The sequence below is a fragment of the Polaromonas sp. OV174 genome (assembly GCF_900112285.1).
Taxonomy (GTDB): domain Bacteria; phylum Pseudomonadota; class Gammaproteobacteria; order Burkholderiales; family Burkholderiaceae_C; genus Polaromonas.
Genome location: NZ_FOKZ01000003.1, coordinates 203,325 through 225,436 on the forward strand (window position 1 = coordinate 203,325; position 22,112 = coordinate 225,436).

A 22,112-nucleotide genomic window follows, 5' to 3' on the forward strand; every position below is an offset into this window, starting at 1 on the left:
AGGGTGACGTGGGCCTCAGGCCCGGTCCGCCACACGTTCACCCAGCAGGCCGGATGGGCGCAGCGTGAGCACGAAAATCAGCACGATAAAAGCAAAAATATCGGAGTACTGGCTGCCCAGCACGCCACCGGTCAGCGGGCCTATGTAGCCAGCGCCTATGGATTCAATCAGCCCCAGCAAGATGCCGCCCAACACGGCGCCGCCCAGGTTGCCGATGCCACCAAACACCGCCGCGGTAAAGGCCTTGAGGCCGGGCAAAAAGCCCATGGTGTGCTGCACCGTGCCGTAATTCGAGGCATACATCACGCCGGCCAGCGCGGCCAAGATGGCGCCGATGATGAAGGTGGCGGAAATCACGGTATCGGGTCGCACACCCATCAGCGCGGCCACGCGAGGATTCTCGGCCGTGGCCCGCATGGCGCGGCCCAGCTTGGTGTAATGCACCAGCCACATCAGCACCGACAGCGACACCGCCGTAGCACCCAGGATGAAGAGCTGCGTCACGGTGATCACGGCGCCACCGACCTGAAAGGGCTCACTGGGCAGCAGCGTGGGATAAGGCTTGTAATTGGGCTTCCAGATGATCATGGCCAGCGTCTGCAGCAGCAGCGACATGCCGATGGCGGTGATCAGCGGCGCCAGCTTGGGCGAATTGCGCAGCGGCCTATAGGCGATTTTTTCAATCGTGAAATTCAGCGCCGCGCAGACCACAAAGGCGATCAAGAGGGAGATCAGCAAGATCAGCCAGCCCGGCGCGCCCGGCATGGCTTCCTGCATCCAGCGGATGATGGTCCAACTGGTGAGAGCCCCCACCATCAAGACCTCGCCGTGGGCAAAATTGATCAGGTTGATGATGCCGTAAACCATGGTGTAACCCAGGGCGATCAGGGCATACATGCTGCCCAGAACCAAACCATTGATGATTTGCTGTAGCAATATTTCCATAACTCTCTCCGGTTTGATTGAACTTGCCAACTCCGCTTTCGCCGCCATGCCATGGGATCACCACGACATCACGTGAGCTAACAAAAAGCCCGCCTATCAAAACCAGGAAACTGGGTTGGGTGGCGAGCTAATTGGCGAATTGTAGCCATGGGTCTCTAGCGAGAATTGGGCCAGGAAGGCCGTTTTTGCGGGGTTTACCCTTGAGAAATTTTATTTTTTTCGCGCAGTCAGGGTTTATCAGGAGGGCTGGTCCAGCGTCAATTTCTCTGCTGGTTTTTTAGCTTCAGTTCGTTCAACTTATCCGCAATCCGTATCTCCAGGCCACGGTTGACGGGCCGGTAAAAAGCCGGTGCAGCCATGCCTTCGGGAAAATAATTTTCACCGGCGGCAAAGCCATCCTCCTCGTCGTGTGCATAGCGGTAGTGCTTGCCGTAATCGAGCTCCTTCATGAGCTTGGTCGGGGCATTGCGCAGATGCAGCGGCACCGGACGCGTGCCGTCTTTCTTGATGAAAGCCTTGACCTCATTGAAGGCTTTGTACACCGCATTCGACTTGGGCGCCACTGCCAGATAAACCACGCACTGGGCCAGCGCCAGCTCGCCTTCCGGCGAACCAAGGCGCTCATAGACCTCGGCGGCATCCAGCGCCAGCCGCAAGGCGCGCGGATCAGCCAGGCCTATGTCTTCGCTGGCCATGCGCACCAGGCGGCGCGCCATGTAGCGCGGCTCCGCACCACCATCGAGCATGCGCATGAACCAGTACAGTGCGGCGTCGGGATCGGAGCCGCGCACGGATTTATGCAGCGCCGAAATGGTGTCGTAAAACTGCTCGCCGCCCTTGTCGTAGCGGCGCAGGCGCTCGCCCAGCACCTTGAGCAGCCAGGCATCGCTGACCTCGCTGATGCTCTCGGCCCTGGCCGCCACACTGAGGGATTCCAGGGTGTTGAGCAGGCGCCTGGCATCGCCATCGGCGTAGGCCACCAGCCGCTCTACGGCCTCATTTGCTATGTTTTCAATAGCTGGCAGCGCCCGCTCAGCAAGGACCCTGGCCACGATTTTCTTGAGATCGGGCTCGTCAAGCGGCTGCAGCACATAAACCACGGCGCGCGACAGCAAGGCCGAATTCACCTCGAACGAGGGGTTTTCCGTGGTGGCGCCAATAAAGGTGAACAGACCGCTTTCCACATGCGGCAAGAAGGCATCCTGCTGGCTTTTGTTGAAGCGGTGCACCTCATCGACAAAGACAATGGTGCGCTTGCCGCCCTGCCCTTGCCAGATGCTGGCCTGCTCGACCGCCTCGCGAATCTCCTTGACGCCGCCCAGCACCGCCGAAATGGTGATGAAATGCGCCTCGAAACTGCTGGCCATCAGCCGCGCGATGGTGGTTTTACCAACACCGGGCGGGCCCCACAGAATGCAGCTGTGCGGCTGGCCGGACTCGAAGGCAATGCGCAGCGGCATGCCCTGACCCAGCAAATGCTGCTGGCCAATGACTTCACCAAGATTTTTGGGACGCAGGCGCTCGGCCAGAGGAGGATGGGAAGAAGAAGTCGCCATTAATTTTTAGTGCGGTGCCGCCATGCGGCACGGAAGTTCGCTGGCGCATCGTCGCCAAGTTTATCGGACGCGGCCCGGGCTTACCGGATAATTTGGGCCCTCACCCCCGCATAGGCCTCAAGGATTTTCGTGAAACTTTATCTGCTCTTCGTCGTTGTGGCGACCGCCACCGTACTCAGCCCCGGCCCTGGCGTTGTCATGACGCTGACCAATGCACTTCGCTACGGCATGCGCGGCACCTTTGGCGGCATTCTGGGCATAGCCACCGGCGCCCTGATCGTGGCCGCCATTTCAGCCACCAGCCTGGGCGTTTTGCTGGCCACGTCAGCGCTGGCATTCACCGCGCTCAAGCTGCTGGGCGGCGCCTACCTGGTCTACCTCGGGATTCGGCTGTGGCGCGCGCCGCCGCTGAAATTGTCGGCAGAAGCGGCGCACGAAGCGAATTTCGGCAAACGCTTTCTCGAGGGCCTGTCCCTGCAGCTGACCAACCCCAAGGCGATCTTTTTCTTTCTCTCGGTATTTCCGCAATTTATCGCTCATGAGGCGAATTACGCGAGCCAATTCATGGCGCTGGTGCTGACCTACAGCGCCCTGGTCGTGATCATTCACTGCGTCTACGCCTTTTTCGCCAAAAAGGCCAAGAACTGGCTGACTTCAGAGCGAGGCGGCCGCAGCGTCAACAAGGCCGCCGCCGCCATGTTTTTGTGCTTCGGCGCTGCCCTGGCGACGGCGAGCCGCTGAGACTCTTACTGCCGAATGACATCCGCCCCTTTGGGCGGCGTGAAACGGAAAGTGTCTGGCGGCAGGCTGGGGTTGACCTCGACCTTGCTAAAGCTCAGCAGTGAGCGCTGACCGAAGCTGTCCAGAATTTCCAGTGCCGCCAGACTGGCCGGCTTCTCGCCAGCCAGAAAGCCCACGCGGACGGACTGCAACTGACCATCCTTGGTTTTGGGCGTTGCCAGCACCCATTGCAAGCCATCCTTGTCAGGCGCGGCCGTCAGCGTGAAATCGGCCTGCAGGGCGCGCAGATCGGGCGCAGCGGCAATCAGGGCGGCAGGCGTCGAGCCCAGCGCGCTGGCCTGCTTGCGCGCGGTGACCTGATTCAAGTCGGTGTCATACAGCCACAGCGTCTGGCCGTCGGCCACTATGCTTTGCTCGAATGGTTTTTTGTAGATGAACTTGAAGCGATTGGGGCGGGAGAACTCGAAGGTACCGCTGGAAGTCTTGCTGCGCGCCGCCTGGCCTTCCCTGGTTGGCGCAGTCACCACCTGGCTGAATTCGGCACGGCCGCTATGCACCGTCTTGACGAATGCTTCAAGGCTTTCAAGGCCATCAGCCCAGGCAGAATGGGCGGATACAGCTATCAAGACTGCAGCAAAGAGATTTCTCATCAGACTCACTCCGCCCGCGTGGGCACCAGAATTTCGCGCTGACCACTGCCGCTCATGGCGCTGACCAGGCCGGCCTTTTCCATGTCTTCAACCAGTCTGGCAGCGCGGTTGTAGCCAATTTTCAAGTGCCGCTGCACCAGTGAAATGCTGGCCTTGCGATTTTTCAGCACCACTTCAACGGCCTGGTCGTACATCGGATCTTTCTCCCCACCGGCATCGTCCGCCAGCTCGCCACTCTCGCCGTCGACCGTGCCGCCTTCGAGCACGCCGTCGATGTAATTGGGCTCGCCCTGCTGCTTGAGGTAGGCCACCACCCGGTGCACTTCATCATCACTGACAAAAGCACCATGCACCCGGATTGGAAAGCCGGTACCACTTGGCATGTAAAGCATGTCGCCCATGCCCAGCAAGGCTTCGGCACCCATCTGGTCAAGAATGGTACGGCTGTCGATCTTGCTGCTGACCTGAAAGGACAGGCGCGTTGGAATATTGGCCTTGATCAGACCGGTAATCACGTCGACGCTGGGGCGCTGCGTGGCCAGCACCAGATGAATGCCGGCGGCCCTGGCCTTTTGCGCCAGCCGGGCGATCAGCTCTTCAATCTTCTTGCCGACCACCATCATCAGGTCGGCCAGCTCGTCAATCACCACCACGATGTAAGGCAAGCGCTCCAGTGGTTCGGGCTGCTCGGGGGTCAGGCTGAAGGGGTTGTAGATGAATTCGCCGCTGGCCTTGGCCTCGTCGAGCTTGACGTTATAGCCGGCCAGATTTCGCACGCCCAGTTTGCTCATCAGCTTGTAGCGTTTTTCCATTTCTGCAACGCACCAGTTCAGGCCGTGCGCGGCCTGCTTCATGTCGGTCACCACCGGGGCCAGCAGATGTGGAATGCCTTCGTAAACACTCATCTCCAGCATCTTGGGGTCTATCAGCAGCAGGCGCACATCGCGCGCATCGGCCTTGTAGAGCAGGCTCAAAATCATGGCATTGATACCCACCGATTTGCCCGAACCGGTGGTGCCGGCCACCAGGCAATGCGGCATCTTGGCCAGGTCGGCCACCACGGCATTGCCGGCGATGTCCTTGCCCAGGCCAATGGTGAGCAGTGACTTGGCCTCGTTATATGCCTGGGAACCCAGAATTTCGCTGAGCCTGATCGACTGGCGCTTGGCATTGGGAAGCTCCAGCGCCATATAGTTTTTGCCTGGAATGGTCTCGATCACGCGAATCGACACCAGACTCAGCGCACGGGCCAGATCCTTGGCCAGCGTGACCACCTGCGAGCCCTTGACACCAGTGGCGGGCTCAATTTCATAACGCGTGATGACCGGGCCAGGCGCCGCCGCCACCACACGCACTTCGACACCAAAATCTTTCAGCTTTTTCTCGATCAGGCGCGAGGTCATCTCCAAGGTTTCGGGCGCCACGGACTCCTGCCGCAGCAAAGCGCCATCCAGCAGGTTGACCTGTGGCAGCTTGGAGTCAGGCATTTCGGTGAAGAGCGGCTTTTGGCGCTCCTTGGCGACCCGCTCGCTTTTGGGAATATCCACCAGGGTGGGCTCAATAAAGACCGGCACCGGGTGCTGCGCCTTAATCTCCACGCGCTCGTCAATCAAAACTTCCTCGCGCTCCCGGGCCGCCTTCTTACCCACCGCCAGGTCGACGGCAATCTCGCGTTTTTCGCGCCGTGAGGTGATGAAATGATCAATATAGGCGCCCAGCGCCAAGGCCACGCGAGCCCATGAAAAGTTGAAGACGCAGGAGATGGCAACCACACCCAGCGCGATAAAGACCAGGCCTGAACCGGCAAAACCCAACCATTTAACGCCCAGAGAGCCGACCATATAGCCCAGCGCACCGCCCGCATGTCCAGGCAGCCTGAACTCAAAACGATAAAGCCGTGACCACTCCAGCGCGGCACTGACGAGCAGCAGCACCACCAGGCCCAGCCAGAACCGGATACGGCTGGCCTGTAAGGATTTTTCGGGGGCCAGCGACTCGCCGCGCAAACCGCGCGCCAGCGACGACAGCCAGATTCGCGCGCCCGCTGCCAGTGCCCACCAGGCCGAAAAACCCAATAGGAAATAGCTGCCATCGGCCACAAAAGCGCCCAGGCGCCCGCCCCAGTTTTTAACGACCTGCTGCGCTCCACTGGCCGCGTCGGCATGACCGGAAGTTGACCAGGCGGCATCTTGCGGTGAGTAGCTCAGCAACACGGCCAGCCAAAAAACCAAGCCGGCCAGGCCCAAAATCAGGCTGACTTCATGGGCGAAGCGTTTGACGCCGGGGGATGCGCCCGCGGCGGGGGGGTTTCTGGAATTCAGGGTGTCAAGTGAGTAAGTCATGGGCCGTCTCAGAGCTTACCGCAGTTGAGTCAGGCCCGAATCGCGTGCGAGCGCAAACTGTAAGCGCGCGCCTTCAGCTCAGTGTGTGCAAATGGTCGTTTACCAGCAGGGATCCGTCGTCACGCACTTCAATGAATCCGCGCTCTTCCAGGTCTTTCATGACCCGGCTGACCATCTCGCGTGAAGCCCCTACCATTTTGGCCAGGTCCTGACGCGAGACCTTGTCGCGAATCACGGCCTTGCCATCGGCGTTTTCCCCGGCAAACTCCAGCAACACCCTGGCCACGCGGCCATAAACGTCCATCAGCGCCAGCGATTCAATTTTGCGATCCGCATGGCGCAGGCGCCGCACCAGCCCCTTCAGCACCGCATACGCCATGGAGCCGTTCTCGGGCAGGCAGCGTTCAAACTCTGGCCGGCCGAGTATCAAGGCATCAGTCTGTATCTCTGCGAGCACCGTGGCGGAATGGGGTTCGTTGTCGATCAGGCTCATCTCGCCTACATAGTCGCCAGGACGCATGGTGGCCAGAATCACTTCACGGCCGCGAATATCGGTACTAACGACACGCGCCCGACCGGTCAGAATAATGGACAAGGCATTTGATTTCTTGCCCTGCTCCACGATAGGTTCACCCCGTTTGAAACGACGCTTGACCACGGCATCTGCCACGGATGCGGCCTGAGTGGCCGTTAACATGGAAAAAAGAGGCACCCGGCGAATCAATTCCAGGTTGGACACCATGGTTGTCATATCAACTTTCTTCAAACCTCACAACCGCTCGCAAATGGCATGAGTTCTTACAATGACCGTTAGTCCGCAACAAAACAAATGCCGCAAATCTTACCTTTAGTGGCACTTGAGCGACCTGACTCTACCTGAGTTCCAACCCATCCCAATCAGTTACTCATCATGAAACATTCCAAAGTTCTCATTCTCGGCTCAGGCCCTGCGGGCTATACGGCAGCCATTTATGCCGCACGGGCCAACCTCAACCCGGTGCTGGTTACCGGCATGGCGCAAGGCGGTCAGCTCATGACCACCACCGATGTCGACAACTGGCCGGCCGACGTGCACGGCGTGCAGGGGCCTGAACTGATGCAGCGCTTTCTGGAGCACGCGGAGCGCTTCAAGACCGAGATGATTCTTGACCATATCAACCAGGTTGACCTGAGCAAGCGCCCATTCACCTTGACCGGCGACAGCGGCAGCTACACCTGCGACGCCCTCATCATCGCCACCGGAGCTTCGGCCAAGTACCTGGGACTGGAATCAGAGACCGCCTTCATGGGCCGTGGTGTTTCGGCTTGCGCCACCTGCGACGGCTTCTTCTACCGCGGCCAGGAAGTCTGCGTCGTGGGCGGCGGCAACACCGCCGTCGAGGAAGCGCTCTATCTGTCGAATATCGCCAGCAAGGTCACGCTGGTGCACCGCCGCGACACCTTCAAGGCCGAAGCTATTTTGATCGACAAGCTGCATGAGAAAGTGGCCACGGGCAATATCGAACTCAAACTGCACCACACCCTGGAACAGGTGCTGGGAGACGCATCGGGCGTGACCGGCGTGCGTCTGAAAAGCACGCAAAACGATGCAACGCAAGACGTCGCGCTCACTGGCTGCTTTATCGCCATTGGCCATCAGCCCAACACCGAAATTTTTGCCGGCCAGCTGGAGATGAAAGACGGCTACATCATCACCAAAACCGGCCTGCAGGGTTTTGCCACCATGACCAGCATACCGGGCGTTTTCGCCGCTGGCGACGTACAGGATCACGTCTACCGCCAAGCCATTACCAGCGCCGGTACCGGCTGCATGGCGGCACTGGATGCCCAGCGTTTTCTGGAGCAAAACGCCTGAAAATCGCAGCATCTCAAGAGGCGTCGTGGCGCGCCTCTGCAGGCATTCACGAGGCTGGCCAAGTCGTATTTTTGAAATTTTTTGTTTTCGGGCTATAATTTGCGGCTTAGCTGAGCATTCGTAGGGTCTGTCCAGCACGGATCCAGTCAGTTTTTCAGCATCCTATTTCTAATTTTTTACGGAGAGTGCGCTCATGGCACGCGTCTGTCAGGTAACGGGCAAAGGCCCGATGGTGGGAAACAATGTTTCTCACGCAAACAACAAAACCAAGCGTCGGTTCATGCCCAACCTGCAGTACCGTCGTATCTGGGTCGAGAGCGAAAACCGCTGGGTGCGCTTGCGCATTACCGCAGCCGGCCTGCGCTTGATCGATAAAAACGGCATCGATGCGGTCCTGGTGGACCTTCGTGCCCGCGGCGAAGTTTAAGGAGAACCAACATGGCTAAAGGCGGACGCGAAAAAATCAAGCTGGAATCCACGGCTGGTACCGGTCACTTCTATACGACCGACAAAAACAAGAAAACCACGCCTGACAAAATGCTGATCATGAAATTTGATCCAAAAGCACGCAAGCACGTGGAATACAAAGAGATCAAACTGAAGTAATTCAGCCTGACTCCGGCAACGCTTTGGCGTTGCCCCAAAAAACCCGCTGTACCCCAGCGGGTTTTTTTATGCCTGCTGCTGGCGAATGGCGCACGCTTATGCCTTGCCGCAGCCCAAGTCCAGACGCAACCCCCTTGCCCCACCCCTACCAATGCCAAACCGCCGCCAAGCCTCTCTACAGCAACCGGAGACTTGAAAGCCCTCCTCGCGTTACCAGGCACGCAGAGCTCGTCGAGTCTCGATCCAACCCTGGCCACAGAAAAGCAGCAAGACCAATTTCAAGGTGCTTCAAGTGGCCGCCAATACCATGACAGAGCCAGCCAACAAAAAAGCCACCTCAGCGGCGTACCGCTGAGGTGGCTTTAAAGATGGATTGTTCAGTACAGATCAGCTGCGAGCAGCGCGCAACTTCATAGAGAACTCGCGCAGTGCGGCAATACCGCTTTCTTCGGCGCGGTGGCACCAGGCCTGCAGGTCAGACGCCAGTTGCTCGCGCGATGCCGACTTGCTTAGCCACATCTGGCGCAACTCTTCGCGCATGACGACCATTTTGTCCAGCACCGGATGCTCAGCCCTGGCCTGAGCCAGATGCGGCTTGGCCACTGCGGGCACCTTGTCATCATCGCGGTGCAACCAGCGATTGGCGGCACGCAACACAGACACGTCGGCTTTCTTGGCCTCCAGCAGCGCAAGCTCTGCCTTGCCAACACGCCGCAGCTCGCGGGCAAAGCCAGCCATCACCTCGTAACGGTGAGCGATCAGCGCTTCCAGCGTTCTCTCATCAGCCACAGGCTGAATGGCACCCAGCCGCAACCTTGGCGGCACCTTCTTGACAGAAGCCAGGCCCACAGCCTGCATGGCGCGGATATAAAGCCAGCCGATGTCAAACTCATAAGGCTTGACCGAGAACTTGGCCGATGTGGGATAGGTGTGGTGGTTGTTATGCAGCTCTTCGCCGCCAATCACAATGCCCCAGGGCGAAATGTTGGTACTGGCATCAGGTGCTTCAAAGTTGCGATAGCCCCAGTAGTGGCCAATGCCATTGATGATGCCGGCCGCAGTCACGGGAATCCAGACCATCTGAACCGCCCAGACGGCCAAGCCAGCCACGCCGAACAAAGCCAGATTGATGATCATCATCAAGCCAACGCCTTGCCAGCTGTAGCGCGTATACACATTGCGTTCGACCCAGTCATTGGGCGTGCCATGACCGAATTTGCTCAAGGTTTCCTTGTTTTTGGTCTCGGCGCGATAGAGCTCAGCACCGGTCCAGAACACGGTTTTGATGCCATGCGCCTGGGGGCTGTGCGGATCTTCCATGGTTTCGCACTTGGCGTGGTGCTTGCGATGCACGGCCACCCATTCCTTGGTGACCTGGCCAGTTCCCAGCCAGAGCCAGAAGCGGAAAAAATGTGAAGGAATGGCGTGCAAGTCCATGGCGCGGTGCGCCTGATGGCGGTGCAAGTAAAGCGTCACGCTGACAATCGTGATGTGCGTAGTCACCAGGGTGTACAGCACAATTTGCCACCAGCTGGCAGCAACCAAGCCATGAGCCAGCCAGTCTAGGGCGGCATCAAAAAAGATCATAAAAGTCCTTTAAACAATCTGCACCAGCCACCGATTCAAAAGGCGTCTCCATAGGCTGCACCAGACAACCCCTAATTATAAGTCGATCATCCCCAAACACCAAATATTCGGGGATGTAACCGTGATGACGAAAAACTCGAAAATCTTGACATCAATCAAGCAACGTCGGTCTATTTGTAGCTAACTGTCACCAAAAATCTCATGCCTTTTGCCAAACCGCTGCAAAAAACCCATCCGTCTGGTGCAGGTATGGCCAGAGCCGGAGGTAGGGTCCGCGGCAAAGCTTTTCGGCATGTTCTACCCCTAGATGGGTCAACAAAGGCCCCGCTTCAAGGACGTTGAACTCTTTATTTGCCGCACCAAAGGCCTCGGCAATGGCCTCATTTTCCTGGCGCAAAATACTGCAAGTGGCATAAACCAGCCGCCCGCCCGGCTTGAGCAGGCGTGCCGCGCTTTGCAAAATGGCCGTCTGCTTGACCACCAGCTCTTCAATCGCCTTGGGGTTTTGCCGCCATTTCAGATCGGGATTGCGCCGCAAGGTGCCCAAACCCGAGCAAGGCGCGTCCACCAGCACCCGGTCTATCTTGCCAGCCAAGCGCTTGATACGGTCGTCGCGCTCATGGGCAATGGCGACCGGATGAACGTTGGACAGACCGCTGCGCGCCAGCCGCGGCTTGAGCGCCGCCAGCCGGTGGCCAGAGGTGTCAAAGGCGTACAGACGACCGGTATTGCGCATGGATGCGCCCAGGGCTAGCGTCTTGCCGCCCGCGCCGGCACAAAAATCCACCACCATTTCGCCGCGCTTGGCATCGACCAGCAGGGCCAACAGCTGCGAACCTTCATCCTGCACCTCGATGGCGCCGCGCGTGAAGGCGTCCAGCTTGCCCAGCTGCGACTTATCGGCCAGCCGCAAGCCCCAGGGTGAATACGGTGTTGCTACAGTTTTAAGAGCAAAACGCGTAAGCTCCTTCTGGATTTCAGCCCGTTTATCCTTCAAGGTATTGACGCGAAGATCGAGTCCGGCGGTGGCATTGAGACTTTCCACCAGCGGCCAGAAATCATCGCCCAGCTGTTCCTTGAGCGGCTCGACCAGCCACTGCGGCAGGTTGTGGCGGTGCAACTCCATCAAATCCGCAGGCTTGACCTGGTCGCAACGGCCCAGCCAGTCTTCTTCCTGGTCGGTCAAGGCCCCCAAGAGGAAGTCACGAGGCCCGGCAAAACCCAGAATCGCCAGCCGGCGCTCGGGCGCGCCACTGCCGTGCTGAGCCAGATAGGTATAGAGATTCTTTTTGCGCAGCACGCCATAAATCGTTTCGGCAACGGTGCCGCGCTCGCGCGGACCCAGGCGCATGTCGCGAAAATAGCGTGAAACCACCATGTCGGCGGGATGGTCAAATTTAAGAACCTGCTTGAGCAGCTCGGAACAACAATCGAGTAAGGCGTTAGGATGCATAGCCCCTATTGTCCCACTGCCGCCCTTTGGCAGCTTTCTTCGGCCTTGATTGACCATGCCAGACCTGCTTCCCCCACTGATAGAAACCCCGCCCGGCCTGTACCGTCACTACAAAGGCATGCTTTATGAAGTGGTGGGCACGGTGCGCCACAGTGAAAACCTTGAACCCATGACCTTGTACCGGGCGCTCTACGGCGAGCGAGGACTGTGGGTGCGGCCGGCCGCCATGTTCAATGAAGAAGTGGTGATTGAGGGCCTGCGCCAGCCGCGTTTCGCGAAACAAGCCGACTCAGTGCCGGAGTAACTTGGATGCAGCGGCCACAGCGCCGGGCCGCCCCAAGCAAGGCCAACCCCCTTGGGGCAGCGCATTAAACGCAGTGTTCTCCAAAAGCGGCGTAGCCAAAAGCGTGGGGGTATGTCATGTCACCGATAATCGTGGGTTATGTCCGAAACCACCGAAATCGCCAAACAGGTCAAGCGCCGCCGCACGTTTGCCATCATTTCCCACCCCGACGCGGGTAAAACCACGCTGACCGAAAAGCTCTTGCTGTTCTCGGGCGCGATCCAGATCGCCGGCAGTGTCAAGGCGCGCAAGGCCGCGCGCCACGCTACTTCCGACTGGATGGAGATTGAAAAGCAGCGCGGTATCTCGGTGGCCAGCTCGGTCATGCAGATGGAATACCGCGATTGCGTCATCAACCTGCTGGACACCCCCGGCCACCAGGACTTCTCGGAAGACACCTACCGCGTGCTGACCGCCGTCGATGCGGCGCTGATGGTGATTGACGCGGCCAACGGCGTCGAGCCGCAAACCCGTCGCCTGCTGCAGGTCTGCCGCGCCCGCAATACGCCCATCCTGACCTTTGTCAACAAGATGGACCGCGAGGTGCAAGACCCCATGAGCGTGATGGACGAGATCGAGCAGGAGCTGGGCATGACCGTCGTGCCCTTCACCTGGCCGGTCGGCATGGGCAAGCTTTTTCACGGCGTGTTCGACCGCCGCGAAAAACGCATGCGCGTCTTCAGCCCCGGCGAAGACAAGGCCGGCGGCGACGATGAAATCCTGGCCGGCCTGGACAATGCCGAAGCCAGCAAGCGCTTCGGCGCCGAATTCACGCAGGCGCAGGACGAGCTCGAACTGCTCAACGGCGCCTCGCCTGAATTCAGCCGAGAAGACTTTCTCAGCGGCAAACAGACGCCCATGTTCTTCGGCTCGGCCATCAACAACTTCGGCGTGCAGGAAGTGCTGGACGCGCTGGTCGACCTAGCACCGGCCCCCGCCGAACGCCCGTCCATGCAGCGCATCGTCAAGCCCGAGGAAAAGAAATTCTCCGGCGTGGTGTTCAAGATCCAGGCCAATATGGACCCGGCGCACCGCGACCGCATCGCCTTTTTGCGCGTCGCCAGCGGCGAGTTCACGCGCGGGATGCGCCTGAAGGTGGTGCGCAGCGGCAAGGAGTTGCGGCCCAACACCGTGGTCAGCTTCATGAGCCAGCGCCGCGAGCTGCTGGACACTGCATTTGCCGGCGACATCATAGGTATCCCGAATCACGGCGTGCTGCAGCTCGGCGACACCTTGACCGAGGGCGAAGCGCTGCAGTTCACCGGCCTGCCCTTTTTCGCGCCGGAAATGTTCCGCGCTGTGGAAGTGGCCGATCCGCTGCGCAGCAAGCAGTTGCGCGCCGGCCTGACGCAGCTTGGCGAAGAAGGCGCGATCCAGGTGTTCCGCCCGATTGCCGGCTCATTGCTGCTGCTGGGTGCCGTCGGCCAGCTGCAGTTTGAAGTGGTCGCTCACCGCCTGGAACATGAATACGGCGTCAAGGCCCGTATCATGGGCAGCAACTTCAACCTGGCGCGCTGGGTCACCAGCGAAGACGCCAACGAGTTGAAGAAATTCATGGATGCCAACGCGCATCGCGTAGCGCTCGATGCGGTGGATGCCCCTACCCTGCTGGTCGATCACAGCGCCACCTTGCGCGCCGTCGAACAGCAATGGCCCAAGATCAAGTTCCATGCGCTGCGCGAACACGCCGGACTGGTGTTCCAGTCAAAAATGTAATGCTTTAGGGCGCCAGCCCAATCAAAACGAGCGCAAGCAGCTATCAAAATAATAGCTTTTTGCGCTTTTTTCATGGCCCGCACAAGTTGCGCGTGGCGGGCCTATCTCATTTGGCGTTCAGAAAATCCGCCACTTCCAGCAACACCAGCTCGTTGTCGTCCGCCTTGTTGGGCTCGCGGCTGCTGGAGAAGGGCAGATTGTTGTCATTGCCGACCACGATGTGCGTGCCATCCACCACATCGACGTTTTCAATCGTGAAGAAGGGGAAGGTCAACACGCCGTTGTTCAGCGGCTTGCGCGCCAGCTTGGCCGGGTCGGCAATCGCCATCAGATCTATGTAGCCTATTTTTCGCACGGCGCCGCCGACGTTGGCATCGCTCAGCTCGACCTTATAGACCCGTTTGAATTTGGCGAGGTCATGAAAGCAGTCGCTGCGCTTCTGGCCTTCCGGGCAAGCCTTGTCGGCCGTGCCTTCGCCGTTGTCGCGCTCTATGATGAGGCCCGTCGTGCCGTCGATCATGTTGAAGTCGCCAATCGCGTGCGCATTGTTTTCCAGCAGGTACTTCCAGTGGCGGCCGGTCCAGGCTTCGCGCTTCACATCAAACTCCAGCACGCGCAGGTAATCCTTGCCGTCCAGGTTTTCATTGGCTTTGCTGGCGCCATCCCACACCGCACCCTCCAGCAAGGCATAGAGCTTGCTGCCGTCTTTGGACGAAGCCATGCCTTCAAACCCCTTGGAGCGCCGCACCTGGAAATCCACCGCGCCGCCTGGCGCGCCCGGCGTGGTCACGGCCGGGTGATCCGGCGAGCGCACCACCTTGCCGTCGACCAGGGTGTCAAACACCGCCAGCACCTTGCCCTTGAGATCGGCCTTGATCAGAAAGGGGCCGAACTCGTCACCAATCCACAGGGCGCCGCCGGCAAACTGGAAGCTTTCGGTGTCGAAGTCGCTGCCGGTCAGATAGCGCTTTTTCGTGCCTTCGTGAACGATGCGAAACGGCACTTTTTTATCGGGGTCGTGCAGGAATATGGTTTCCAGCCGCTTCATGGCACCGGTCTTGAAATCGATGTTGTAGCGGTTCAGGTAGAGCATGGAATCGGGCGAATTGGCCTTGGCGCCAAAACCGTTGTCCGTGATGATCCAGAAGCTGCCGTCTGGCATTTTCTTGATGCCTGAGTGACCTTGCAAGGGCTGGCCCTTGAAAGGCAGCGACACGCCGGTAGGCCGGCCGGCGGACAAGCCCTCGACCGACGCCACGGCCTCGACGCGCTTGCCGTTAGAAAATTTCCCGCTGATCTTCAGGTCTTGCGGCGCGTCTTTGGGTGCCGCGATGAAAGACTTGGCGGGCATCACCACGTGGCCGGCTAAGGTAGCGGGAAAAGCGGTCTGGGCCTGCAGCGGCGAGACCAGCGCGGCGGCGGCCAAGGCGGAGAAAATCGATTTGAAAGCCAGATGCCGCATGAGGGCAGAACAGGAAGAAGGCATGTGCAATCCACAGTTGATGAGGAGTGCATGCTCAGCAATTCATGTGACGCCCTGATTACAAAATGCGCTTTTGATCGCCAGCACCACGCCCTTTCTGGGACAACAGACTGCAGCCCTGCAGGGCAGGTCGCGCTTTTTGCCATAAGCTATGCGGATGTCCCGAAAAGCAAACCTGCTCGGTTTTTTCCTCACACTGCTCTGCGCCTTCTTTGGCGCAGCCCATGCACAGGCCTTTGACCACCTGTATGAAAGCAGCGCCAGGATTGCGCTGAGCCAGCCGCTGCAATGGGTGGCGGTGCCCAAAGGTTCGGTCGCATCGCCTGAGGTCTTGAGCGCCGACAGCCCCACTGCCGGGTCGTGGAACTTTCAGCCTTATACGGACGACACCACGCTTCCCACCTCGGACAAACAAGAGGTTTGGGCCCGCTTCGCGCTGCCGCTTACCCCCAGCCTGCAGACCTGGTTTATCCGGCTGCCGGGCCGGGCGATCTTCAAGGTAAGCCTTTATTCACGTGATCCTCAGGGCGGCTGGAAAGTCCATTCGGCCGGCCAGGCGATTGCGCCCGCAGACTGGGCTTTACGCACCCGCGTTCCCAGCTTCGAGCTGCAGTCACGCAGCGATCTGGCACCCATTTACTTCCTGCGCTTTGAGCATCACAAGCCCATCACCGAGCGGCCCATGCTGCTCACGCCCATCGAGTACATCGATGGCGCATCCCGGGTCGGCGTGGTGATAGGCCTGATGTGGGGAATGTTCAGTCTTCTGGCCGTGCTTTGCCTGGCCGCCTTCAGCATGGCGCGCAACAAGGTGTTCCTGTGGTTTGGCGCCGTGGTGGTGACGCTGATGTTCACGCAGCTGGTAGTGATAGGTTACGGCGGCTGGCGCATCTGGCGGCACAGCATCTATCTCAACCAGGTCATGGGCTGGGTCTCGGCCGCGCTGACCATGGCTGCTGCCGCCTGGTTTTGTGCCCAGGCCAGCTACGCCAGGAGCGCCCACCCGCGCATCTACCAGCTGCTGGCCGTCATCACGGTGAGCAGCTTGCTGATGGCATGCCTGGTGGCTATCCAGCCGGACCTGGTGCCGCGTAACCTGCGCAACCTGTGGCTGGCGCTTGCCATTTTGATGACCATGGGCAGCCTGGTCTGGATGTCGCTGCGGGGGCAGGCGTGGAATCTCCAGCTATTGCTGGGTGCGGCACCGATAGCGCTGGCCATGCTGGCGCGGCTCTCCTACAACGCAGGCTGGGTGTTGAACATTGAATCGGCGCAAGCTGCGGGCGTGCTGTCGGCCATGCTGGGCCTGCTCTGGGTTTTCCTGGTGTTGGCCTGGCGCAGCCGGGCCGCGCTGTTCTCCAACCACCGCGCCGCCGCCTTGGCGACCTATGACCCGGCCAGCGGCCTGATGCTGCCCCGCATCATTGAAGGCAGGCTGCCGCAAATGCTGCTGCGCGCACGCCGGCAAAAGTCGGAATGCGGCGTCTTGATGTTGCGCTGGCTCAACCAGGGTCCCAGCAATGACGAATTGAGCGATCAAAAGCGCAGTTTTGCGCTTTCCCGCATCGGTGAAATTTTGCGCCGGGCTGCCCGCGATATGGACACCGCGGCTCGCTATGACGAGAACCAGTTCATGATGCTGGTCGACGGCCCCATCAGCCGCGACGCCCTCTCCGAGATTGCCACCAGAATCCTGGCGGACTGCCTGCGGGCCGCCCAAAAATGGGGCGACCCGAGCACCTTCAATCTGCGCATTGCCATCTGGCATGGTACGCCCACTACACAAACTGCCCAGCAAGTGATGGAGGCGCTGACAAGCCGTTTGCACAGCATGTCCAGCGGAACAAGGCGGCATGTGCAGTTTGTCGATTCGGCGCTGGAGCCTGAGATTGTGGTGGTGCAAGACATCAGCCGGCGGGAAGATTTGATGGCGAAGATCAATGCGCTGGAGACCTCGCATCCGGCACTGTCCAGGCAAACGGCCGCCAGCCTGGATCGCTGAACGCGCCCTTTGCCGCGGCCATGCCGCTTGGCGCCCAAGCAGCAGGCCGATAGAAAAGGCAACACCGCCGGCACAAAACTGCGTAGAGTGGTTGCTGCCATGAACCACGCCACACCTCAGCCGCTCCCGGCGCCAGCCAGCAACCCAGTCGATCCCGACCCGCAGGAAACCGCCGAATGGCGGGATGCCTTTGAGGCCTTGCTAGCCACCCAGGGCCTGGCCAGGGCACGCCAGATGCTGGAGCAATTGAGTCTTCTTGCCAGAGAGCGCCGCATCGGCTGGCGGCCCGAACTGTCCACGCCCTACGTCAACACCATTGGCGTGAATGAGCAACCAGTGTTTCCGGGCGACCTGGCGCTGGAAGAGCGCCTGGCCTCCTTGATGCGCTGGAATGCGCTGGCCATGGTGGTGCGCGCCAATCAGGCCGAGACCGGCGGCTCGGCCGAACTGGGCGGACATATCGCCAGTTACGCCAGTGCGGCCGATCTGTTTGAAACCGGCTTCAACCACTTCTTTCACGCGCGCGAAGGCACGGGCGAAGGGCAACACCGCGGCGACTTGGTGTTTTTCCAGCCGCACAGCGCCCCCGGCGTTTATGCGCGCGCCTTCCTCGAAGGCCGGCTGAGCGAAAAAGATCTGGGGTTTTACCGCCAGGAACTCAGCGCACCCAGCCATGGGGCGCAAGGCCTGTGCAGCTACCCGCATCCCTATTTGATGCCGGACTTCTGGCAGTTCCCCACCGGCTCCATGGGCATAGGGCCCATCAGCTCGATTTACCACGCGCGCTTCATGCGCTACCTGACGCATAGACGCCTGCTCGATTGCAGCGGCCGCAAGGTCTGGGGGGTGTTTGGCGACGGCGAAATGGACGAGCCCGAATCCATGAGCGCGCTGACGCTGGCCGCGCGCGAAGGCCTGGACAACCTGGTCTGGGTCGTCAACTGCAATCTGCAGCGCCTGGACGGACCGGTGCGCGGCAACGGCCGCATCATCGACGAGCTTGAAAAACTCTTTGCAGGCGCCGGCTGGAACGTCATCAAGCTGGTCTGGGGCAGCGACTGGGACGGCCTGTTTGCCCGCGACCTGAGCGGCGCCCTGACGCAAGCCTTCGCCCACACCGTGGACGGCCAGATGCAGACTTTTGCGGCCAAGGACGGGCGTTTCAACCGCGACAACTTCTTCGGCCAGAACGAAGAACTGGCGCGGCTGGCGCAGGGAATGACGGACGAGCAGATCGATCGCCTCAAACGCGGCGGCCACGACCTGGTAAAAATCCATGCGGCCTACGCAGCGGCCGCCAATCACCAAGGCCAGCCCACGGTAATCCTGGCGCACACAAAAAAAGGCTATGGCATGGGTAGCACCGGCCAAGGCAAGATGACCACGCATTCGCAAAAGAAATTCGACGAGACCGACCTGCTGGAATTTCGCAACCGCTTCAACCTGCCGCTCAGCGACGAGCAGGCCAGGCGTATAGATTTTTACAAGCCGGACGCCAACAGCGCCGAGATGCAATACCTGCACGCCAAACGCCAGGCGCTGGGCGGCTATCTGCCCAGGCGCGAAACCACGGCAGAACAAATCGCCATCCCTGCCCTGCCCTCCTACGCCGGCTTTGCGCTGGCCGCCGACGGCAAGGAAATGAGCACCACCATGGCTTTTGTGCGCATGCTGGGCGGCCTGCTGAAAGACCCGGCGCTGGGGCCGAAGATCGTGCCCATAGTCGCCGATGAGGCGCGCACCTTCGGCATGGCCAATCTGTTCAAGCAGGTCGGCATTTATTCCAGCGTCGGCCAGAAATACGCGCCCGAGGACATAGGCTCGGTGCTGAGCTACCGCGAGGCGCTGGACGGCCAGATCCTGGAAGAAGGCATCAGCGAAGCCGGCGCGCTGGCCAGCTGGACGGCGGCCGCCACCAGCTACAGCGTGCACGGGCTGGCGATGCTGCCTTTTTATATTTACTACTCGATGTTCGGCTTCCAGCGCGTGGGCGACCAGATCTGGGCCGCGGCCGACCAGCGCGCCCGCGGCTTTTTGCTGGGCGCCACCTCGGGCCGCACCACCCTGGGCGGCGAAGGCCTGCAGCACCAGGACGGCTCCAGCCACCTGGCGGCCGCCACCATTCCCAACTGCAAGGCCTACGACCCGGCTTTTGCGGGCGAGCTGGCCGTCATCATCGACCGCGGCATGCGCGAGATGATGACCGAACAGCAAGACGTGTTTTATTACGTGACCCTGATGAACGAAAACTACGCCCAGCCCGATTTGCGGCCAGGCGCGGAGGCCGACATCATTCGTGGTTGCTACCAATTCAATAGCTACTTTCGCCTGTCGGACAAGGGCCAGAACCCTGAAATGCTTAAGAAAGTGACCCAAACCGTCACCTTGCTGGGCTCGGGCGCCATTTTGACCGAGGTCATCAAGGCCGCGCAGCAACTGGCAGAACTTGGCATAGTGGCGACGGTTTACAGCGTGACCAGCTGGAGCGAACTGGCACGCGACGGCGCGGCCTGCCAGCAAGATGCGCTGAACGGTGATGGCGCGCCGCGTGAGGCCTTCATCACGCAGCAGTTGCGCAGCAGCCAAGGCCCCATCATCGCCGCCACCGACTATGTGCGCGCCGTGCCGGAAAGCATTCGCGCCTTTCTGCCGGCAGGCCGCAGCTATCTGACGCTGGGCACCGACGGTTTCGGCCGCAGCGACACCCGGGCCGCGCTGCGCGAGTTTTTCGGCGTCAATGCCAGAAGCATCGCCAAGGCGGCGTTGCACCAGCTCAAGTCAACGTAAAAAGCCCGTGAGCGCATCAAGCACCGACGGGCTTTTGTCTAGCTTCTTGCGCCGCGCTTATTTAGGCAGCAGCACCTTGTCCACCACGTGGATGACGCCGTTGGACTGGTAGACGTCAGGAATCGTCACGGTGGCCACACCGCCTTTTTCGTCGGTCACTGTGAGCTTGCCGCCAGCCGATTTGGCCACCAGCGTGCCGCCGGCCACGGTCTTGATGGCGGCCATGCCCTTGCCGTCGGCAATCATCTTGCTGATGGCGGCGGCGTCCCACTTGCCGGCCACCACGTGGTAGGTCAGGATGCCGGTCAACATGCCCTTGTTTTCAGGCTTGAGCAGGGTGTCCACCGTGCCGGCCGGCAAGGCGGCAAAAGCCGCATTGGTAGGCGCAAACACGGTGAAGGGACCCGGGCCTTTGAGCGTCTCCACCAGGCCGGCGGCTTTCACGGCGGCCACCAGCGTGGTGTGGTCTTTGGAGTTGACGGCGTTATCTATGATGTCCTTGCTGGGGTACATGGCCGCGCCGCCCACCATCACCTGGGCAAACGACGAGGCAGCGGCGAGGGACAGCGTGATGGCCAGGCCGATGGAGGCCAGTTTGTGTTGGGTCTGCATATGAATTCCTTTAGCTTGATTTAAAACATCAGCCGGAATCGGAATGATTTCCAAGCGGCTGTCATGAATACGGGCCCGATGAAGGACTGGATTCAAGAAGCGCAAGAAATAATTAAGCAGAACCCCAGCAGCGCCTCAGCCCCGGGAGGCGAAAAAAGCCCGCACGGCTTGCGGAAAGATCAGGTGCTCCTGCGTCAGCACACGGGCCGCCAGCGCTTGCGCCGTGTCGCCAGGCAGCAGCGGCACCACGGCCTGCGCCAGGATGTCGCCATGGTCCAGCTCGGCCGTCACCTGGTGCACGGTGGCACCCGCCACCTGGCAGCCTGCGTCTATGGCGCGCTGGTGCGTGTTCAGGCCGGTGAAGGCCGGCAGCAGCGAAGGATGGATGTTGATCAGCCGGCCGGCGTAATGCTGCACAAAACCCGGCGTGAGTATGCGCATAAAGCCCGCCAGCACCACCAGCGCGGGCGCATGGTGGTCTATGCGCGCCATCAGCGCCGCATCAAAGGCCTCGCGCGAGTCAAAGCTCTGGTGCGGCAAGACCTCGGTGGCCAGTCCCAGGCCGCTGGCCAGGGCCAAGCCGGGCGCATCCGCCTTGTTGCTGATGACGGCGGCCACCCGCACGCCCCACTTCGCCTGCCAGGCCTCTTTTTGCGCCGCTCGGGCAATGGCGGCCATATTGGAGCCGCTTCCCGAAATCAGGATCACGATGTTTTTCATTGTTCTAAGATTATCGCCATGAGAGCACTTACCCCGAATGAAACCCGCGTGTTGGCCACCCTGATGGAAAAGACCCGCACCGTCCCCGACAGCTACCCCTTGTCGCTCAATGCCTTGCTGCTGGGCTGCAACCAGAAAACCAGCCGCGACCCGGTGATGGAGCTGTCCGAATCCGAGGCGCAGCAGGCAATCGACGCGCTCAAGGCCTGCAGCCTGGTGTTTGAAGCCAGTTCCAGCCGGGTGCCGCGCTTTGAGCACAATTTCCAGCGCGGCTTTGGCGTGAGCGAGCCGCAGGCCGTGCTGCTGGGCCTGCTGATGCTGCGCGGGCCGCAAACGCCGGGCGAGCTGCGCACCAACAGCGAGCGCTGGTACAAGTTTGCCGACATCGCCAGCGTGGAAGACGCCTTGGCCGAACTGAAAACCCGCAGCGAAGACGGCGGCGCGGCCCTGGTGCAGCAACTGCCCCGGGCCGCCGGCATGCGCGAACAGCGCTGGGCCCATTTGCTTAGCGGTGAGCCGTCTTTGCAGCCGTTTTCACAAGCCGGCGCAGGCGATGCCGCTATCGAGACGGAAGCAGAACCGGTTTCCCTGGGCCAGGCCGAGCGCCTACAGCAGCGCATGGCCGCGCTGGAAAGCCAGGTAGCGCAACTGCAGTTGCAACTGGCGCATTTGCACAAGGAATTGGGACTGTCTCAAGCCTGACACGCTGGCGCG

At 60.4% G+C, this 22,112-nt stretch carries 19 protein-coding genes; 9 read left to right on the forward strand and 10 right to left on the reverse strand.

What is annotated here, in order from left to right; translation table 11 throughout:
• Positions 1–15: 15 nt before the first annotated feature.
• Together BM160_RS04320 and BM160_RS04325 are read right to left on the reverse strand one after the other, a co-directional pair.
• Entirely contained in the window at positions 16–945 is a 930-nt protein-coding gene (locus tag BM160_RS04320) for a branched-chain amino acid ABC transporter permease (protein WP_092001016.1), read from the reverse strand.
• A gap of 257 nt (positions 946–1,202) precedes the next feature.
• Positions 1,203–2,501 (reverse strand): replication-associated recombination protein A, encoded by a 1,299-nt coding sequence (locus BM160_RS04325; RefSeq protein WP_092001019.1) that lies wholly within the window; start codon positions 2,499–2,501, stop codon positions 1,203–1,205.
• Between the two features lie 129 nt (positions 2,502–2,630).
• Here BM160_RS04325 and BM160_RS04330 point away from each other — a divergent pair, with 129 nt between their 5' ends.
• Entirely contained in the window at positions 2,631–3,242 is a 612-nt protein-coding gene (locus BM160_RS04330) for a LysE family translocator (RefSeq protein ID WP_092001022.1), read from the forward strand.
• 5 nt (positions 3,243–3,247) lie between these two features.
• Here BM160_RS04330 and lolA read toward each other — a convergent pair whose 3' ends face one another.
• From lolA to BM160_RS04345, 3 genes are all read right to left on the reverse strand, one after another.
• Entirely contained in the window at positions 3,248–3,892 is a 645-nt protein-coding gene (gene lolA / locus BM160_RS04335) for an outer membrane lipoprotein periplasmic chaperone LolA (RefSeq protein WP_092001025.1), read from the reverse strand.
• A gap of 5 nt (positions 3,893–3,897) precedes the next feature.
• Complete coding sequence (locus BM160_RS04340) at positions 3,898–6,234, reverse strand: DNA translocase FtsK (RefSeq protein ID WP_092001028.1); 2,337 nt, start codon at positions 6,232–6,234, stop codon at positions 3,898–3,900.
• Between the two features lie 73 nt (positions 6,235–6,307).
• Positions 6,308–6,985: a Crp/Fnr family transcriptional regulator gene (locus BM160_RS04345; RefSeq protein ID WP_092001031.1), complete on the reverse strand. Its 678-nt coding sequence runs from the start codon at positions 6,983–6,985 to the stop codon at positions 6,308–6,310.
• A gap of 159 nt (positions 6,986–7,144) precedes the next feature.
• On the opposite strand from BM160_RS04345, the gene trxB reads away from it, so the two are divergent.
• The 3 genes from trxB to rpmG all read left to right on the forward strand — a co-directional run bounded on the left by trxB (position 7,145) and on the right by rpmG (position 8,695).
• Positions 7,145–8,089, forward strand: a complete 945-nt coding sequence (gene trxB, locus BM160_RS04350) for a thioredoxin-disulfide reductase (RefSeq protein WP_092001034.1) — start codon at positions 7,145–7,147, stop codon at positions 8,087–8,089.
• Between the two features lie 193 nt (positions 8,090–8,282).
• Complete coding sequence (gene rpmB / locus BM160_RS04355; RefSeq protein WP_011802583.1) at positions 8,283–8,516, forward strand: 50S ribosomal protein L28; 234 nt, start codon at positions 8,283–8,285, stop codon at positions 8,514–8,516.
• A gap of 11 nt (positions 8,517–8,527) precedes the next feature.
• The gene (gene rpmG / locus BM160_RS04360) at positions 8,528–8,695 is read left to right on the forward strand and encodes a 50S ribosomal protein L33 (RefSeq protein WP_092001035.1); all 168 of its coding nucleotides are present in this window, start codon (positions 8,528–8,530) and stop codon (positions 8,693–8,695) included.
• 387 nt (positions 8,696–9,082) lie between these two features.
• On the opposite strand, the gene BM160_RS04365 is transcribed toward rpmG, so the two are convergent.
• Both BM160_RS04365 and BM160_RS04370 read right to left on the reverse strand, forming a co-directional pair.
• Positions 9,083–10,282: a DesA family fatty acid desaturase gene (locus BM160_RS04365; protein ID WP_092001038.1), complete on the reverse strand. Its 1,200-nt coding sequence runs from the start codon at positions 10,280–10,282 to the stop codon at positions 9,083–9,085.
• Between the two features lie 199 nt (positions 10,283–10,481).
• Positions 10,482–11,735, reverse strand: a complete 1,254-nt coding sequence (locus BM160_RS04370; protein ID WP_092001040.1) for an RsmB/NOP family class I SAM-dependent RNA methyltransferase — start codon at positions 11,733–11,735, stop codon at positions 10,482–10,484.
• 55 nt (positions 11,736–11,790) lie between these two features.
• Between BM160_RS04370 and BM160_RS04375 the strand changes: the two genes are divergently transcribed.
• Entirely contained in the window at positions 11,791–12,039 is a 249-nt protein-coding gene (locus tag BM160_RS04375; RefSeq protein ID WP_092001043.1) for a DUF1653 domain-containing protein, read from the forward strand.
• Between the two features lie 138 nt (positions 12,040–12,177).
• The gene (locus tag BM160_RS04380) at positions 12,178–13,794 is read left to right on the forward strand and encodes a peptide chain release factor 3 (RefSeq protein WP_092001046.1); all 1,617 of its coding nucleotides are present in this window, start codon (positions 12,178–12,180) and stop codon (positions 13,792–13,794) included.
• 106 nt (positions 13,795–13,900) lie between these two features.
• On the opposite strand, the gene BM160_RS04385 is transcribed toward BM160_RS04380, so the two are convergent.
• A complete protein-coding gene (locus BM160_RS04385) occupies positions 13,901–15,256 on the reverse strand; it encodes an esterase-like activity of phytase family protein (RefSeq protein WP_092001049.1) in 1,356 nt (451 codons plus the stop codon).
• 178 nt (positions 15,257–15,434) lie between these two features.
• Between BM160_RS04385 and BM160_RS04390 the strand changes: the two genes are divergently transcribed.
• A complete protein-coding gene (locus BM160_RS04390) occupies positions 15,435–17,279 on the forward strand; it encodes a sensor domain-containing diguanylate cyclase (RefSeq protein WP_177218904.1) in 1,845 nt (614 codons plus the stop codon).
• Positions 17,280–17,378: 99 nt separating this feature from the next.
• Positions 17,379–20,066: an alpha-ketoglutarate dehydrogenase gene (mdeB, locus tag BM160_RS04395; RefSeq protein ID WP_092001283.1), complete on the forward strand. Its 2,688-nt coding sequence runs from the start codon at positions 17,379–17,381 to the stop codon at positions 20,064–20,066.
• A 57-nt stretch (positions 20,067–20,123) separates the two neighbouring features.
• Here mdeB and BM160_RS04400 read toward each other — a convergent pair whose 3' ends face one another.
• Positions 20,124–20,678, reverse strand: coding sequence for a fasciclin domain-containing protein (locus BM160_RS04400; protein WP_092001055.1), 555 nt, complete (start codon positions 20,676–20,678; stop codon positions 20,124–20,126).
• Positions 20,679–20,813: 135 nt separating this feature from the next.
• The gene (purN, locus tag BM160_RS04405) at positions 20,814–21,398 is read right to left on the reverse strand and encodes a phosphoribosylglycinamide formyltransferase (protein WP_092001058.1); all 585 of its coding nucleotides are present in this window, start codon (positions 21,396–21,398) and stop codon (positions 20,814–20,816) included.
• Positions 21,399–21,416: 18 nt separating this feature from the next.
• Here purN and BM160_RS04410 point away from each other — a divergent pair, with 18 nt between their 5' ends.
• Complete coding sequence (locus BM160_RS04410; RefSeq protein ID WP_092001061.1) at positions 21,417–22,100, forward strand: YceH family protein; 684 nt, start codon at positions 21,417–21,419, stop codon at positions 22,098–22,100.
• The last annotated feature ends 12 nt before the right edge of the window (positions 22,101–22,112 follow it).

Bases quoted from the DNA above. Each gene is read 5' to 3' on its own strand.
- lolA (WP_092001025.1), bottom strand. From the start codon at position 3,892: ATGAGAAATCTCTTTGCTGCAGTCTTGATAGCTGTATCCGCCCATTCT.
- BM160_RS04380 (WP_092001046.1), top strand. From the start codon at position 12,178: ATGTCCGAAACCACCGAAATCGCCAAACAGGTCAAGCGCCGCCGCACG.
- BM160_RS04370 (WP_092001040.1), bottom strand. From the start codon at position 11,735: ATGCATCCTAACGCCTTACTCGATTGTTGTTCCGAGCTGCTCAAGCAG.
- trxB (WP_092001034.1), top strand. From the start codon at position 7,145: ATGAAACATTCCAAAGTTCTCATTCTCGGCTCAGGCCCTGCGGGCTAT.
- BM160_RS04375 (WP_092001043.1), top strand. From the start codon at position 11,791: ATGCCAGACCTGCTTCCCCCACTGATAGAAACCCCGCCCGGCCTGTAC.
- mdeB (WP_092001283.1), top strand. From the start codon at position 17,379: ATGAACCACGCCACACCTCAGCCGCTCCCGGCGCCAGCCAGCAACCCA.
- BM160_RS04400 (WP_092001055.1), bottom strand. From the start codon at position 20,678: ATGCAGACCCAACACAAACTGGCCTCCATCGGCCTGGCCATCACGCTG.
- BM160_RS04385 (WP_092001049.1), bottom strand. From the start codon at position 15,256: ATGCGGCATCTGGCTTTCAAATCGATTTTCTCCGCCTTGGCCGCCGCC.
- BM160_RS04340 (WP_092001028.1), bottom strand. From the start codon at position 6,234: ATGACTTACTCACTTGACACCCTGAATTCCAGAAACCCCCCCGCCGCG.
- BM160_RS04390 (WP_177218904.1), top strand. From the start codon at position 15,435: ATGTCCCGAAAAGCAAACCTGCTCGGTTTTTTCCTCACACTGCTCTGC.
- rpmB (WP_011802583.1), top strand. From the start codon at position 8,283: ATGGCACGCGTCTGTCAGGTAACGGGCAAAGGCCCGATGGTGGGAAAC.
- rpmG (WP_092001035.1), top strand. From the start codon at position 8,528: ATGGCTAAAGGCGGACGCGAAAAAATCAAGCTGGAATCCACGGCTGGT.
- BM160_RS04320 (WP_092001016.1), bottom strand. From the start codon at position 945: ATGGAAATATTGCTACAGCAAATCATCAATGGTTTGGTTCTGGGCAGC.
- BM160_RS04365 (WP_092001038.1), bottom strand. From the start codon at position 10,282: ATGATCTTTTTTGATGCCGCCCTAGACTGGCTGGCTCATGGCTTGGTT.
- BM160_RS04325 (WP_092001019.1), bottom strand. From the start codon at position 2,501: ATGGCGACTTCTTCTTCCCATCCTCCTCTGGCCGAGCGCCTGCGTCCC.
- BM160_RS04345 (WP_092001031.1), bottom strand. From the start codon at position 6,985: ATGACAACCATGGTGTCCAACCTGGAATTGATTCGCCGGGTGCCTCTT.
- BM160_RS04410 (WP_092001061.1), top strand. From the start codon at position 21,417: ATGAGAGCACTTACCCCGAATGAAACCCGCGTGTTGGCCACCCTGATG.
- purN (WP_092001058.1), bottom strand. From the start codon at position 21,398: ATGAAAAACATCGTGATCCTGATTTCGGGAAGCGGCTCCAATATGGCC.